Raw genomic sequence first — 15,809 nt, forward strand, 5'->3', positions numbered from 1 at the left:
AATCCTTTGGCGTCCTTCGGGGCGCCTTTTTTATGACCCCGCAAAACAACCCAATAAAAAACCCGACTCATTCAACATGAACCGGGCTACTCGACTATCATATTTCTCAACCACCGCCCTGACGGCAATCCCCCAACACGCTGTACTTGATCGTATTCAGTTCCCCCTGTGAGTCCTCATAAGTCATGGCGGTAGGTACCACAGCACACGCCACCGCCGGCCGCACAACGCTCACCACCTTGACCACATCAAGTTCCATCCCGTATTCATAGTCTTTAACCTCCGGCGCGCGCTTGCCCCGGTCGGCGGCGAATTGCTCCATGGCTGTGGTGTTGGCGCTCAGCATCTTCTCGAACGTCTTGTCACCGCCCCCTTCAGCAAACACGTTCAGGGACATCGCCATCACCCCGGAGAACGCAATCGACTTGATCAATTTCATAGCCTTTACCTTCAAAACATAACTCATAAAAAAGCGCACCATCGGCACTCGATGACGGGCTTGTTCAAGTGCGGCACGCTTGCAAGTCTTGGGTCTTGCCGTCCTCTTTCTCATTCACGACGACGGGATCACGCGCCTGCTCTTTGGCGACAAACAGCGCCACCGAGCGGTCTTTGGACGCCATCATTCTTTCGAAGGTTCTGTCGCCGCCGCCTTCAGCCATGGCCAGAGAAGACATCAGCAACGCCGCCGCAAACACACTCAATTGTGCAAATTTCATATTTGATTCCTCGTTTAATTAACTAACGGAATCAGGGTAACAATGTGAACCTATCGTCACGGTGTCGGGGAAATTACATATCCGTTAGGTGGCTAAAACTATGTGGCGAGTACAACCTCCTCTTCACGGCGATGGGCCAACTGATAGAGCACGGGCAATATCAGCAGCGTCAGGATGGTCGAAGACAGAATCCCGCCAATCACCACGGTCGCCAGCGGACGCTGCACCTCCGCCCCTGTGCCCGTCGCCAGGGCCATCGGAATGAAGCCCAATGACGCCACCAGCGCCGTCATCAACACCGGCCGCAGCCGCGTGAGTGCACCTTCGGTGATCGCGTCGTCGAGTGAGCGTCCCTCCTCCCGAAGATTGCGGATGAACGCGATCATCACCAGACCGTTGAGCACCGCCACGCCTGACAGCGCAATGAATCCGACGCCCGCAGAAATCGAAAGGGGGATGTCACGCAACCACAACGCCATGACGCCACCGGTTAAGGCGAACGGAATCCCGGTGAACACCAAAAGGCCGTCCTTGAGGTTATTGAACATCATGAACAGCAGGCCGAACACCAGCAACAGGGCGACCGGCACCACGATCTGCAGCCGTTTGGCCGCCGACTGCAATTGCTCAAACTGCCCGCCCCAGCTCGTCCAGTAACCGGCCGGAATCTCGACACCCTGCTCGATCGCATCGCCGGCCTCTTTGACGAAGGAGCCAATATCGCGTCCACGGACGTTGGCGCTGACGATCACCAGGCGCTTGCCGTTTTCGCGGCTGACTTGATTCGGTCCAAGCACCAGATCGAGGCTGGCGACCTCCTTGAGGGCGATAAAGCCGATCTGACCGGCACTGCCATTGAGCGGCGCAGGCACCGGAATCAGCAGTGCTGACAAACCCTCGATGTCCTTGCGCATGGCATCGGACAGTCGCACCACCATGTCGAAACGCCGGTCACCCTCATACAACGTTCCGGCCTGCCGCCCACCGACCGCCACTGCAATGGTGTCTTGCACATCGCCGACGTTGAGCCCGTAACGCGACGCCCTTTCGCGATCAATGTTGATCGTCAGCACCGGCAGGCCGGTGGTTTGCTCGACCTTGACCTCGGACGCACCGTTAACCTTCTGCATGGCGGCGGCGATCTTCGCCGCCGTGGCGTTGAGTACGGCCATGTCATCACCGAACACTTTTACCGCCACGTCACTGCGCACGCCGGAAATCAGTTCATTGAAGCGCAACTGGATCGGCTGGGACAGTTCGTAGTTGCTGCCCGGCAGCGTCGCGGCGGCTTGTTGCAGTTCGGCCATCAGGGTTTCGCGGGATTTGCCCGGATCCGGCCATTGCTCTTTCGGCTTGAGCATCACGTAGCTGTCAGAGATGTTCGGCGGCATCGGGTCGGAAGCGATCTCGGCGGTACCGGTGCGGGCGAATACGCGCTCGACCTCCGGCACTTTGGCGAGAATCAGGGTTTCCAGACGCTGCTGCATGTCTACCGATTGCGTGAGGCTGGTGCCCGGCACGCGCAAGGCTTGCAGGGCAAAATCCCCCTCGCTGAGGCTCGGCACAAACTCGCTGCCCATGCGGCTGGTGACCACGCCACTGAGCACAATCACGCCCAACGCCGCACCCACAGCAACTGCACGGTGAGACATCACCCAGGCCAGCGCCGGTGCATATATGCGACGCGCGCCGCGCATGACCACGCCTTCTTCTTCCTTGACCTTCCCGGTGACGAACAGCGCAATAGCCGCCGGAACAAAGGTCACAGACAGCAGCATGGCGCCAAGCAACGCGATCACAACGGTGAACGCCATCGGGTGGAACATTTTCCCTTCGACGCCGCTCAAGGCGAAGATCGGCAGGTACACGACCATGATGATCAACTGGCCGAAAATCAGCGGTCGGCGCGCTTCTTTCGCCGCCGCGAACACTTCGTGAAAGCGTTCGGAACGGGTCAACAAGCGCCCGTGATGTTGCTGCGCATGGGCCAGGCGTCGCAGGGTGTTTTCCACGATCACCACCGCGCCGTCGACGATGATGCCGAAGTCCAGGGCACCCAGACTCATCAGGTTGGCGCTGACCTTGTTGCTGAACATTCCGGTGAAGGTGAACAGCATCGACAACGGAATGACCATTGCGGTGATCAGCGCGGCGCGAATGTTGCCCAGAAACAGGAACAGAATCGCGATGACCAGAATCGCACCTTCCACCAGGTTCTTCTTCACCGTGGCGATCGCCTTGTCCACCAGGTGCGTGCGGTCATACACGGGAACGGCGATCACGCCTTTGGGCAAGGAGCGGTTGATCTGCTCGAGTTTGGCGGCCACCGCCCGGGAAACTGACCGGCTGTTTTCGCCGATCAGCATGAACACCGTACCGAGCACGACTTCACGACCGTTTTCAGTGGCGGCGCCGGTACGCAGCTCGCGGCCGATGTCCACGGCCGCGACGTCCTTTACCCGGATCGGCGTGCCATCGACGTTGGCCATGACGATATTGGCAATGTCCTCGGTGCTCGCCACCTGACCCGGCGCACGAATCAGCAATTGCTCGCCGCTACGCTCGATGTAACCGGCACCGACGTTGGCATTGTTGCGTTCCAGTGCCGTCACCAGATCGGTCAGCGTCAGCTTGTAGGCGGCCAGCCGTTTCGGATCGGGGGCGATCTGATACTCCTTGGCGAACCCACCGATGGTGTTGATCTCGGCGACACCGGGAACATTGCGCAACTGTGGCTTGATGATCCAGTCTTGAATCACCCGCAGATCGGTGGGCGTGTAGGCACCGCCGTCATCCTTGATCGCGCCCTCCTGCGCTTCCACCGTCCACAGGAATATCTCGCCCAGACCGGTGGAAATCGGCCCCATCAGCGCTTCAACGCCCTCGGGCAATTGTTCTTTGGCGATCTGCAAACGTTCGTTGACCAGTTGCCGGGCAAAGAACAGATCGGTGCCATCCTTGAAAATCACCGTGACCTGCGACAACCCCGAGCGTGACAGCGAGCGGGTCTGCTCCAGTGCCGGCAAGCCGGCCATCGCGGTTTCAATCGGGAACGTGATGCGCTGCTCGGTTTCCAGCGGTGAGAACCCGGCCGCGCCGGTGTTGATTTGCACCTGGACGTTGGTGATGTCCGGCACGGCGTCGATCGGCAGCTTTTGATAGCTGGCGATACCGAGGCCGGCCATTAGCAGAACGGCGAGCAGCACGATGATGCGCTGCTCGATGGCAAACTGGATCAGGCGTTCGAACATGAGAACCTTCTCGTCGAGATTGCGGATCAGTGGGAATGTTCAGCCGAGGCTTTACCCAGTTCCGATTTGAGAATGAAGCTGCCGGCGCCGGCGACTTGCATACCGGACTCCAGCCCTTGGGTGATTTCCACGTGACCGGCCGCGCGACTGCCCAACTCCACCGGCTGCGCCTTGAAGCCCTCGGCGGTGCGCACGAATACCGTGGGCTTGTTCTCCACGGTCTGGATCGCGGTTTCAGGCACAGCGACCCGCACTTGTCGGCTGTCGGTCGCGACCAGTACGGTCACGAACAACCCGGGACGCCACGCACCTTGCGGGTTGGCCAGGGTCACCCGAACCGTCGCGGTGCGCGTCTGCTCTCCCAGCAAACTGCCGACGTAGGACACGGTGCCGGCGACTTCGGCGTTCAGTTCCGGGGCGCTGACAGTGACCGGCTTGCCCACCTGCACCTTGTTCAAATCCTTGGGCGAAACACCGAAAGTCACCCACACCCGGGACAGGTCCGAAAGCGTGAAGGCGTTGCTGGTTTCGTCGACCACCTCCCCCGGTGTCAGGTGTTTTTCCACCACCACGCCGTCGAACGGCGAACGCAGCTCATAACGATTGCCCCCGCTGGCGATGACACTGCCGCTGAGCACGCTGATTTTCTGCCGGGCATTGTTCAGGGCGATTTCAGCTTCTTCCAGCGCTTGCCGGGCCTGGAGGAAATCCTGTTCAGCGGAGATTTTGTCCTGCCACAGTTGGCGCTCACGCTCGTAAGTGGTGCGCGCCAGCGCCAGACGCCGTTGCGCAGCCGCCTGCTCGCTGCGCTGATCGGAGATCTGCTGACTGGCGATCACCGCCAGCAACTGACCTTTTTTCACCGACTGCCCGAGGTTGACCTGTACCGACTCGACCACCCCCGGCACACGAGGCACCACGTGCGCCGTGCGGTCTTCGTCGAAGCGCACTTCGCCGGGGAATGGCAACCCGAGGCTGATGTCCTGCGCGCGGGCTTCGGCCAATTGAATACCCGCTGCCGCGATTTGCTCGGTGCTCAGGGTCAGATACCCTTCTTCGCGCTCACCTTCAGCATGTTCGCCACTGGCTGATGCGCCTTCTTCGACAGGGTCGGCGTGCTCGGAGGCTTCATCTGCGTGTGCGTCTATTGATGAATCGCCTGGCCACATCGAGCCGATGCCGATGCCTAAGGTCAACGTCGCCACAGCGACAACGATCAGTTTTTTATCCATGGAAACTCCTCTGCGTCATGCCGTCGCCTTCCACGGTGTCGTGGCGCTACCCGGCCGTGCAGTTATTTGAAAGGTGAAATTCAGGGGCTGACGCCGAACGTGCCGAGATCTCCGAAAATGCGCTCAATGCGTACCCGCGCGTCCGTTGCCTCGGCGACAGCCTGGATGTATTGGGTGCGGGCGCTGATCAGGGTTCGCTGGGCGTCGAGCACATCCAGAAAACCGAACTTGCCCATTTCGAAACCGCGAGTGGCACTGTCGACCGCACTCTGCGCGGCAGGCAGGATGGTTTGATTGAACGCTTTGACTTCGCCGTTGGCGGTCTGCCACTGCGCTAGCGTGGTCTGGATTTCCGTGCGTAAACGCAGTTCTGTGGCATTTCGCAGATCCCGGGCCTGATCGGTACGCCGGGCAGCCGCCAGCACATTGCCCTGATTGCGGTTGAACAGTGGAATCGGTATCGATAGCCCGACGACATTCACCCGCTCGCGCTCCAGTTCGCTGTACTGACTGCCGACATTTACCGTGAGATCAGGAATCCGTTGCGCCTTCTCCAGCCCCAATGACGCTTCGCGCTGATCAATCAGCAATCTGGCCAGACGTAACTCGGCGGTCTCATCCAGACGCTCGATCAATCGGATCGGGGGTGGCGCGGCGGGCATGCCTTGAGCGGCAATCTGCACACTGACCAACGTCGACAACGGCTCGCCCATGACCTGCGCCAATTGCTGATAGGCGTTGGCTTGATCGCGCTCGGCACGACTCACTTCCAAACGCACTTGCGACAATTGCACCTGCGCCCGCGTACCTTCGACCGGAGACGATCTGCCCGCCTCGATACGCCCTTGCGCCACGCGCACACCGTGCTCGGCCAATTGCATCGACTGACGGGACAACTGCAACCGCTGCTGCGCGGTCTGTGCACTGGAAAACGCTTGAATCACATCCGCCCGCAGCGAATTGCGCTTACGCTCCAGCTCGATTCCGGCGGCATCCTGCGCGCGGCTGGCGACATCGATCCGCGCGCCGCGCTTGCCGCCCAGCTCAATCGGCTGGTTGATCATCACCGTGGTGGTTCGCGAATTGCGCCGGGTGTCCTCGGCCTCCCAGGACATCTCGGGGTTGGGGATCAAACCGGCCTGGCGCCGGTCGCCTTCTGCAATACCGATGTCCCACTGTGCCGCCGCCAATTCTGGATTGCCGGCGAACGCGGTTTGCAGGGCTTGACCCAGGGTCAGGGTCGATGCCGACGAAACGGCCGCAACACCAGGGCCAGCCAGCAATAAAAAGCAGGTGCAACTCACCACCTGCGCTGTTGTTTTCAGGCGTGATCGCGCCGTCAGTTCTCTAAATCCGGGCAATTGAATACTTCCTTTTTCAATCAAGAATCTTCGATGCCGCCACGTTAGGGTTTTGAACTTATCGACAAGGTGACTGGAACATTACAAATACGTTATCCACGGTACTCGCGAGTTGTTTTTTGCTCTAGCACGCCAAGTGAAAAAGCCGATACAGCAATACAACGAAACAAATGCCTGGTATTTATCCGCCAAACAGTACTTGCCCGAACTAACTTCCCATGAGGCTGAAGGATACCAGCGCCTATTTCTGCGACAAGCTATTGCATTTCTGCGTTTTCATGGCTCAAGGCGGAGGCCTGCGATTGACTCTGTAGCCACTACTGACTTTACACTGCACGCCTTCATTTGGAGAAATCTCTGCATGAAAGCAACAACCAAATCATTTGACTGTTATTAAAATCCGTTCGGAAGATCCTACAAAAACAACAACTTTCCCGACCGCCCTAATTACTTATACATCAAATAAAAGTGGTGATTGATCATGCGAATCCTTGTCGTTGAGGACGAGCTTAAAACTGCCGAGTACTTGCATCAGGGACTGACGGAAAGTGGCTATATCGTTGATCGCGCGGCCACCGGCGCCGACGGACTTCATCTGGCCCAACAACAGGTCTATGACCTGGTGATACTGGACGTCAATCTGCCCGAACTGGATGGCTGGGGCGTACTGGAACAACTGCGTCGCACACGTGCCACCCGCGTGATGATGCTGACCGCGCGCGGGCGCCTGGCCGACAAGATCCGCGGCCTGGATCTGGGGGCCGATGACTATCTGGTCAAACCGTTCGAGTTTCCGGAATTGCTGGCACGGGTGCGCAGCCTGATGCGCCGTTGCGTAAACATTCCGGTGCCGCAGGTGCTTAAAGTCGCCGATCTGGAACTTGATCCGGGCCGTCATCGTGCTTTCCGCGGCGAGCAGCGGATCGACCTGACGACCAAGGAGTTCGCCCTTTTGCATCTGCTGATGCGCCAGTCAGGTGAAGTCCTCACCCGCACCCAGATCATCTCGCTGGTGTGGGACATGAACTTCGACTGCGACACCAACGTGGTCGAAGTGTCAATCCGCCGACTGCGGGCGAAAATCGACGACCCGTTCGACAACAAATTGATCCATACCCTGCGCGGTGTCGGCTACGTTCTGGAGGCGCGGGCATGAAGCCGGCGAGCCTGTCGCTGCGGCTTGGTCTGACCGTCAGCATTCTCGGCGCCCTGCTTGTGGTGCTCCTCGCGGTACTGGCCTACTTTGCCCTGACCCACGAATTTAACGCGCTATCGCGGGACAGCCTGGCCAAGAAGATGGAGCAGGTTGATCACAGCCTGTCGCTGTACACCGATGCCGGCGAAATCCGTTCGAAGCCACACATCTTGCTTGATCAAGTCATGGGGCATGACAACCTCACCCTGACCATTTACGACCGGGCTAATCTGCGCACGCCGCTGCTGAAATCCGGAACCGGCATGTCCGATCCGCGTCTTGAACTGAAGGCGGTGCGAGGGGCTACGGATCAGTTGGCCTTCTCCCGCAACACCGACAACCAGGGTGGGCGGTTTCTGACCGTCTCCCGAATGATCCGCATAAAGGACGGCACCAGCGTCCCGGTGTTGCTGTCGATGGACAATGCCCACGATCAGGCGTTGCTCAGTGCCTATCTGCGCTCGACGCTGATTGCCTTGCCGCTGTTGCTGATCTTTATCGGTCTCAGTGCCTGGGCGGCGGTACAACGAGGGCTGGCACCGCTGCGTGAGTTTCGCAAAGTGGCGGCGATGGTCTCGGCGCACGACCTCAGCCATCGCCTTTCGGCGGTCCGGATGCCACAGGAACTCAGCGAACTGGCGCAGGGCATCAACTTCATGCTGCACCGCCTCGACGGCGGTGTTCAGCAGTTGTCGCAGTTCTCCGACGACCTGGCCCACGAACTTCGTTCGCCGATCAACAACCTGATGGGCAAGGCTCAGGTGACGCTGTCCCGGGAGCGAACGGCTGAGGAGTACAAAAACGTGTTGGTGTCGTGCACCGAAGAACTGGAACGCGTCGCACGAATTGTCTCGGACATGCTGTTTCTGGCACAAGTCAGCCACCCGGCGGCGCTTACGCCGTTCGAGTCGATCGCTCTCGAAGATGAAGCGTTGAAAGTAGCCGACCTGTTTTCCCTGTCGGCGCAGGAGAAGCGGATCAGCCTGAATGTGGTCGGCAACGCGCGGGTGCTGGGCGATCGATTGATGATTCAACGGGCGATCTCCAACCTGCTGTCCAATGCCCTGCGCCACTGCCCGGCCGGGCACACGATTTCTCTGCTCATTGAACAGGGGGCGACCCAGGTTTCGCTGCTGGTCAGCAACCCCGGCGCGGGCATCGAAGCGCAGCATCTGCCGCACCTGTTCGACCGCTTTTACCGGGTCGATAGCAGCCGCTCGCGCGCGCAGGGCAGCACCGGGTTGGGGCTGGCTATCGTGCGCTCGATCATGAGCCTGCATCAGGGGGTGGCCGAGGTTAAAAGTTTGCCTGGGACGATGACGGTGTTTCGGCTGGGGTTTCCAAAAGCCGACAATGCAATGTAGGGCAGGTTTGCCCGCGATGGCGTCGACCGGTAGATATCAATGTTGAATGTCTGTCCGCATTCGCGAGCAGGCTCGCTCCCACAGGTCTCGCGTCGTTCATCACATTTGTGAACACCACAGACTATTGTGGGAGCGAGACTGCTCGCGAAAACAATGGATCTGGCACAAACAAAAACGGCACCTCTCGGTGCCGTTCTGGTTCACACGATCCAGCTATTTACTTACGCGCCGCCTCCCACGATTTCAGCAGTTCGGTATAGCTCACGGTTTCACCTTTTGGCTTCTCATTCGCCAGCTTGGGCTTCGGTGCACCCGGCTGATCGAACCAGTACTGCGCATCCCGCTCCGGATTCATTTTCGGTGCGCAGGTAGCCTGGGCCTTCGAACGTTCCAGACGGGTCATGATCGCGTCCTGATCCTTGGCCAGGCCGTCCAGCGCCTGTTGCGGGGTCTTCTCGCCACTGGCGGCTTCGGCGATGTGGCTCCACCATAGCTGCGCCAGGCGCGGGTAGTCCGGCACGTTGGTTCCGGTCGGGGTCCATTGCACGCGGGCCGGGCTGCGGTAGAACTCGACCAGGCCACCGAGTTTCGGTGCCAGGTCGGTCATGGCTTGGGAGTTGATGTCCGATTCGCGGATCGGGGTCAGGCCGACGATGGTTTTCTTCAGGGAGACGGTTTTCGAGGTCACGAACTGCGCGTACAGCCAAGCCGCCAGTCGTTGCTTCTCGGGCGTGGACTTGAGGAAGGTCCAGGAACCGGCGTCCTGATAACCGAGTTTCATGCCCTCTTCCCAATACGGCCCTTTCGGCGATGGCGCCATGCGCCATTTCGGTGTGCCATCGGTGTTCATCACCGGCAGGCCTGGTTTGGTCATGTCGGCGGTAAACGCGGTGTACCAGAAGATCTGCTGGGCGATGTTGCCCTGGGACGGCACCGGGCCAGACTCGGAGAAGGTCATGCCCGCCGCTTCCGGCGGGGCATATTTCTTCAGCCAGTCGACGTATTTGGTGGTGGCATAGACCGCCGCCGGGCCGTTGGTGTCGCCGCCGCGGGTAATGCTGGAGCCGACCGGATGGCAGTCCTCGACGCGGATGCCCCACTCGTCCACCGGCAAGCCATTGGGGATGCCCTTGTCGCCAGCACCGGCCATGGAGAACCAGGCATCGGTGAAGCGCCAGCCCAGGGACGGGTCTTTCTTGCCGTAGTCCATGTGCCCGTAGATGCGTTTGCCGTCTATTTCCTTGACGTCCTCGCTGAAGAATTTGGCGATGTCTTCATAGGCCGACCAGTTCACCGGCACGCCCAATTCGTAGCCGTACTTTTCCTTGAACTTGGCTTTCAGGTCCGCCCGCTCGAACCAGTCGGCGCGGAACCAGTACAGGTTGGCGAACTGCTGGTCGGGTAGCTGATAGATCTTGCCGTCCGGCGCGGTGGTGAAGGAAATGCCGATGAAGTCCTTGATATCGAGGGTCGGCGAGGTGTACGCCTTGCCTTCGTTGGCCATGAGGTCGGTGATCGATTCGGTCTTGCCGTAGCGCAAGTGCGTGCCGATCAGGTCCGAGTCGTTGACCCAGCCGTCATAGATGTTCTTGTCCGATTGCATCTGGGTCTGCAACTTCTCCACCACGTCGCCTTCCTGCAGCAGGTCGTGGGTCAGCTTGATCCCGGTGATTTCGCTGAAGGCCTTGGCCAGTACCTTGGATTCATATTCGTGGGTGGCGATGGTTTCGGAGACTACCTTGATGTTCATCCCGCGAAACGGCTCGGACGCCTTGATGAACCACTTCAGCTCCGCGAGCTGCTGCTCTGGCGTGAGGGTGGATGGTTTGAACTCGCTGCCAATCCATTTTTTGGCGGCGTCCTCATAGGCATCGGCCCAGGCCGCAGCGCTCAAACCGCTGAGTGCCAGCATGGCTGCCAATGAAACGCTATGTCGCAGCTTATTGTTTTTGTCGAACATAAGACCTCCTGTTTGAGTTTCGGAGCAGGCTCTGTACGAGAACTGCCTGCGCGTCGACCATGCTGCGTTAAAAACAGGCTCGGAATGCTCATTGACTAAAGTCAACTCCGCTACCTCGCCTGTTTTTGCCTTGCCTGATCGCCGCTCGGCGAGTTCTCGTACAGACCCTATCCCCAACGCATCACAGCCAACAGCCACACCAGGGACAACGCGAACGCAACCCAGATGCTCCAGTCGGTGACGCCGATTACCAGCAAATGCAGGTAGGCGCTGCCGAGAAGACCGATAAACAACCGATCGCCACGGGTGGTGGCAATCGGCAAGAAACCACGCCGAGGGGTACTCGGCGAACGTAACTCCCAGGTCGTCATGCCCACCAGGATCAAGGCAATGACGCTGAAGAACGCCGCCGTAGGGCCGGTCCAACTCATCCATTCCATCATCAGCTCCTCAGACCCGGCCCAGGGCAAAGCCCTTGGCCACGTGGTTGCGAACAAACCAGATCACCAGCATGCCTGGCAGGATAGTCAACACCCCCGCCGCCGCCAGTACGCCCCAGTCGATACCGGACGCGGAGACCGTGCGCGTCATCACCGCCGCAATCGGTTTGGCGTTGACCGACGTCAGCGTTCGCGCCAGCAGCAGTTCGACCCAGGAAAACATGAAGCAGAAAAACGCCGTCACACCGATCCCGGAACCAATCAGCGGAACGAAAATCTTCACGAAGAACTTGGGAAAACTGTAGCCGTCGATGTAGGCGGTTTCGTCGATTTCCTTCGGCACGCCGGACATGAAACCTTCGAGGATCCACACCGCCAACGGCACGTTAAACAGGCAATGAGCCAACGCGACGGCGATGTGCGTATCGAACAAACCGATCGAGGAATACAGCTGGAAGAACGGCAGCAAAAACACCGCCGGTGGCGCCATGCGATTGGTCAGGAGCCAGAAAAACAGGTGCTTGTCCCCGAGGAACCGATAGCGCGAGAACGCATACGCGGCCGGCAATGCCACGCTCAGCGAAATCACCGTGTTCAGGCTCACGTAGTACAGCGAGTTGAGGTAACCGGTGTACCAGGCCGGATCGGTGAAGATCACCTTGTAGTTGGCGAAGGTGAAATCCTGCGGAAACAACGTCAGACCGCTGAGAATTTCGGTGTTGCTCTTGAAGGACATGTTCAGCAACCAGTAGATCGGCACCAGCAGGAACAGGATGTAGATCAGCAACGGAATCAGCTTTCTCTTGCTCATGGCAGACCTCAGCGGTTGGCGTCAGAGTGAGTCATGGCCGTATAGAACAGCCAGGACACCAACAGGATGATCAGGAAGTACACCAGCGAGAAAGCCGCCGCCGGGCCGAGGTCGAACTGCCCGATCGCCATTTGCGTCAGGGTCTGACTCAAGAAGGTCGTGGCATTGCCCGGACCGCCGCCCGTCAACACGAACGGTTCGGTGTAGATCATGAAGCTGTCCATGAACCGCAACATCACCGCGATCAGCAGCACGCTCTTGAGCTTGGGCAGCTGGATGTGCCGGAACACCGCCCAGGCCGACGCCCGATCGATCCGCGCCGCCTGGTAGTACACGTCCGGAATCGCCCGCAGCCCGGAGAAACAAAGCAGCGCCACCAACGACGTCCAGTGCCAGACGTCCATCACCAGCACCGTGACCCAGGCGTCCATGGTGTTGGCCGCATAGTTGTAGCTGATGCCCATGGCATTGAGGCTCGAACCGAGCAGGCCGATGTCTGCCCGGCCGAAAATCTGCCAGATGGTGCCGACCACGTTCCACGGGATCAGCAGCGGAATCGCCAGAATGATCAACACCAGCGACGACCAGCGACCCTTGGTCGGCATGGTCAGGGCGATGGCGATCCCCAGCGGGATTTCGATCAGCAGCACACAGGCGGAGTAAATGAACTGACGCAGCAGTGAGTCGTGCAAGCGCGGATCGAGCAGCACCTGCCGGTACCAGTCGGCGCCGACAAAGTAGCGGCTGGACTGGTCGAAGATGTCCTGCACCGAGTAGTTGACCACGGTCATCATCGGGATCACCGCACTGAACGCCACCAGCAAAAACACCGGCAATACCAGCCACCAGGCCTTGTTGTTGTAGACCTTGTTCATGGCTGTGCCTCCAGCAGATAGTCGTCCGCATACACCATCAACCATTGCGCCGGGAAGCTGATGTACGCCGTCCCTTCAGGCACCGGTTTGTCTTCGGCCAGGCGCACTTTCAGCGGCGCGCCGTCGAGGTTCAGGGTCACGATCTTGTAGGTGCCCAGGTCTTCGACGTGTACGACCCGGGCCTGCATCGCGTCATCAAAGGGTTCGTCCCACACATGCACGAACTCCGGACGGATACCGACTTTCAGGGTTTGCCACTCGGACTCGGCGACGCGCTTCTGCTGCGCTTCGGACAATGGCAAGTGAGTCGAGGCGAAACCGACGCCACCCGGCTGCGGCTGCACCTCGATCAGGTTCATCCCCGGGCTGCCGATGAAATAGCCGACAAAGGTGTGGCTCGGGCGCTCGAACAATTCCCGCGGAGTACCGAACTGCACGATCTGCCCGCCGTACATCACCGCAATTTTGTCGGCGAAGGTCGAGGCCTCCAGCTGATCGTGGGTCACGTAGACCATGGTGATGTTGAATTGCTCGTGGATCTGCTTGAGCTTGCGCCGCAGCTTCCACTTCAGGTGCGGGTCGATCACCGTCAGCGGTTCGTCGAACAGGATCGCCGAGACGTCATCGCGCACCAATCCCCGGCCCATGGAGACCTTCTGTTTTTCATCGGCGGTGAGATTGCGCGCCTTCTTGCTCAGCAGTGCCTGGAGGTCGAGGACTTCGGCGATTTCCTGCACCTTGCTGTGAATCTTCGCCTCGGCCATGCCCTGGTTGCGTAGCGGGAAGGCCAGGTTGTCGTACACCGTCATGGTGTCGTAGACCACCGGAAACTGGAAAACCTGGGCGATATTGCGCTTCTCCGGGGTCAGCTCGTTGACCACTTTGCTGTCGAACAGTACCTGGCCCTGGGACGGACTGAGCAGGCCGGAAATGATGTTGAGCAAGGTCGACTTGCCGCAGCCCGAAGGCCCGAGCAAGGCGTAGGCACCGCCCTGCTCCCAGACGTGATCCATCTCGCGGATCGCGTAATCGTCGGGGCCGGTCGGCGTGCGGGTGTAACTGTGGGCGAGGTTCTGCAAGCGGATTTCGGCCATCAGGCAACCCTCGCGATTCGGCGACCGGGCGCCTGGACCAGCCGTCCCTGGGTATCGAACACAAACAGTTTATGGGTCGGTATGTAGATGCGAATCGGCGCGTCGACATCGTATTCATGGACGCCGGGCAGGTGCAGCACCAGCAGGAAATGCTCGTTGCGCACGTGCAGGAAGGTTTCCGAACCGCTGATCTCAGCGACTTCGACGGTCACCGCCAGTTCTAGATCGTCATCATTGCTGGGCACCAGCGAAATGTGGCTGGGCCGCACGCCGAAGCGGAACTCGCCCTCGCCCACCGGGCGCAGATCCACGTTCAACGGAAAGTGCACGAAGTTGGCGAAACTCACTTCGTTGCCGGCGATACGGCCAGGCATCAGGTTGATCGGCGGCTCACTGAATAATTCGGCGGCCAGCACGGTTTGCGGCTGGTGATAGACCTCGGAGGACCTGCCGCTCTGGATCACCCGGCCTTCATGGAGAATCGTCGTGGTCCCGCCCAGGGCCAGGGCTTCGTTGGGTTCGGTGGTTGCGTAGATGGCGATGGTGTGATGCGCCTTGAACAGCTCGCGCATTTCCTGACGCAGTTCCTCGCGCAATTTGTAGTCGAGGTTGACCAGCGGCTCGTCGAACAGGATCAGCTCGGCGTCCTTGACCAATGCACGGGCCATCGCGGTGCGCTGTTGCTGGCCACCGGAGAGTTCCAGCGGATAGCGCTGGAGGAATTTTTCAATGCGCAGCATCTTCGCGGTTTCCAGCACCTTGCTCTGGATCAGCTCGCTGGAAACACCGCCCTGGCGCAATGGCGAAGCAATGTTCTCGAACACCGTCATGGTCGGGTAGTTGATGAACTGCTGATAGACCATCGACACATTGCGCAGGCGCACTGGGCGCTGGGTGACGTCGACGCCATTCATCAGGATGCGGCCGCTGTCGGGCTTGTCCAGGCCGGCCATCAGGCGCATGAGACTGGTTTTGCCGGACAGCGTGCGGCCTAGCAAAACGTTGAAGGATCCGGGTTCGAAACTAAGGCATGCATCGTCGATCCAGGTCTGGCCCTCGACGGTGCGGCTGACGTGCTCCAGGGTTAATGACATGGCTCGGCCTTTTTATTATTGGAGTCAAGCGACCCAGGCTGTAGAGCGAGTTCCATGCCAAAAATCGCAAGCTGTTGATCCAGCTTTAAAATCCTCAAAACAGCGGCGACACCGCTTTCGTTGCTGAACAGAAATGAACAACCGCGATTGAACATCTGAACAGTCCGACGGTTGACAATGAACAATAGTGAACAACACTCTATGGATGCTTTTTGCTTTACCTGCCGCATCGCGGTCCAGGTAGGAGCTGCCGCAGGCTGCGATCTGTTGATCTTGATCTTCGCCATCGTCACGGGAGCCAAGATCAAAAGATCGCAGCCTGCGGCAGCTCCTACAGGGTATTGTTTTCGACGCGACATCCGTGGCGTGCCGAATGTTATGCAAAGCCCATAAAAACAATAAAAACTTGCTCA

Annotated in this window: 14 protein-coding genes; 2 read left to right on the forward strand and 12 right to left on the reverse strand. The window is 59.3% G+C overall.

From position 1 onward, the window contains the following. Positions 1-106: 106 nt before the first annotated feature. The 5 genes from ACA067_RS22340 to ACA067_RS22360 form a co-directional block, all read right to left on the reverse strand. Positions 107-439 (reverse strand): DUF2790 domain-containing protein, encoded by a 333-nt coding sequence (locus tag ACA067_RS22340; RefSeq protein ID WP_497458527.1) that lies wholly within the window; start codon positions 437-439, stop codon positions 107-109. Between the two features lie 64 nt (positions 440-503). Continuing rightward, complete coding sequence (locus ACA067_RS22345; protein WP_497458528.1) at positions 504-719, reverse strand: co-regulatory protein PtrA N-terminal domain-containing protein; 216 nt, start codon at positions 717-719, stop codon at positions 504-506. 98 nt (positions 720-817) lie between these two features. Then, positions 818-3,970 carry a CusA/CzcA family heavy metal efflux RND transporter gene (locus ACA067_RS22350; protein ID WP_497458529.1) on the reverse strand — a complete coding sequence of 1,051 codons (3,153 nt, stop codon included), beginning with the start codon at positions 3,968-3,970 and terminating at the stop codon, positions 818-820. Positions 3,971-3,996: 26 nt separating this feature from the next. Continuing rightward, positions 3,997-5,202 carry an efflux RND transporter periplasmic adaptor subunit gene (locus ACA067_RS22355; RefSeq protein WP_497458530.1) on the reverse strand — a complete coding sequence of 402 codons (1,206 nt, stop codon included), beginning with the start codon at positions 5,200-5,202 and terminating at the stop codon, positions 3,997-3,999. A gap of 80 nt (positions 5,203-5,282) precedes the next feature. Then, entirely contained in the window at positions 5,283-6,563 is a 1,281-nt protein-coding gene (locus tag ACA067_RS22360) for a TolC family protein (protein ID WP_497458531.1), read from the reverse strand. A 481-nt stretch (positions 6,564-7,044) separates the two neighbouring features. Between ACA067_RS22360 and ACA067_RS22365 the strand changes: the two genes are divergently transcribed. Both ACA067_RS22365 and ACA067_RS22370 read left to right on the forward strand, forming a co-directional pair. Beyond that, positions 7,045-7,719: a heavy metal response regulator transcription factor gene (locus ACA067_RS22365; protein WP_497458532.1), complete on the forward strand. Its 675-nt coding sequence runs from the start codon at positions 7,045-7,047 to the stop codon at positions 7,717-7,719. Further along, complete coding sequence (locus ACA067_RS22370; protein WP_497458533.1) at positions 7,716-9,122, forward strand: heavy metal sensor histidine kinase; 1,407 nt, start codon at positions 7,716-7,718, stop codon at positions 9,120-9,122. The genes ACA067_RS22365 and ACA067_RS22370 overlap by 4 nt, the downstream gene beginning before the upstream one ends. Positions 9,123-9,339: 217 nt before the next feature. On the opposite strand, the gene ACA067_RS22375 is transcribed toward ACA067_RS22370, so the two are convergent. The 7 genes from ACA067_RS22375 to ACA067_RS22405 all read right to left on the reverse strand — a co-directional run bounded on the left by ACA067_RS22375 (position 9,340) and on the right by ACA067_RS22405 (position 15,755). Beyond that, positions 9,340-11,082: an ABC transporter substrate-binding protein gene (locus ACA067_RS22375; protein ID WP_497458534.1), complete on the reverse strand. Its 1,743-nt coding sequence runs from the start codon at positions 11,080-11,082 to the stop codon at positions 9,340-9,342. A 167-nt stretch (positions 11,083-11,249) separates the two neighbouring features. After that, positions 11,250-11,522, reverse strand: a complete 273-nt coding sequence (locus ACA067_RS22380) for a DUF2160 domain-containing protein (RefSeq protein ID WP_497458535.1) — start codon at positions 11,520-11,522, stop codon at positions 11,250-11,252. Between the two features lie 10 nt (positions 11,523-11,532). Then, complete coding sequence (locus ACA067_RS22385) at positions 11,533-12,333, reverse strand: carbohydrate ABC transporter permease (RefSeq protein WP_017339615.1); 801 nt, start codon at positions 12,331-12,333, stop codon at positions 11,533-11,535. A gap of 8 nt (positions 12,334-12,341) precedes the next feature. After that, positions 12,342-13,208 (reverse strand): carbohydrate ABC transporter permease, encoded by an 867-nt coding sequence (locus ACA067_RS22390; protein ID WP_497458536.1) that lies wholly within the window; start codon positions 13,206-13,208, stop codon positions 12,342-12,344. Beyond that, positions 13,205-14,302, reverse strand: coding sequence for an ABC transporter ATP-binding protein (locus tag ACA067_RS22395; protein ID WP_497458537.1), 1,098 nt, complete (start codon positions 14,300-14,302; stop codon positions 13,205-13,207). The genes ACA067_RS22390 and ACA067_RS22395 overlap by 4 nt, the downstream gene beginning before the upstream one ends. Continuing rightward, the gene (locus ACA067_RS22400; RefSeq protein WP_497458538.1) at positions 14,302-15,396 is read right to left on the reverse strand and encodes an ABC transporter ATP-binding protein; all 1,095 of its coding nucleotides are present in this window, start codon (positions 15,394-15,396) and stop codon (positions 14,302-14,304) included. The genes ACA067_RS22395 and ACA067_RS22400 overlap by 1 nt, the downstream gene beginning before the upstream one ends. After that, positions 15,387-15,755 (reverse strand): hypothetical protein, encoded by a 369-nt coding sequence (locus ACA067_RS22405; RefSeq protein WP_497458539.1) that lies wholly within the window; start codon positions 15,753-15,755, stop codon positions 15,387-15,389. Before ACA067_RS22405 ends, ACA067_RS22400 begins: the two co-directional genes overlap by 10 nt. Between the last annotated feature and the right edge of the window lie 54 nt (positions 15,756-15,809).

Source organism: Pseudomonas sp. LBUM1674 (genome assembly GCF_059695635.1).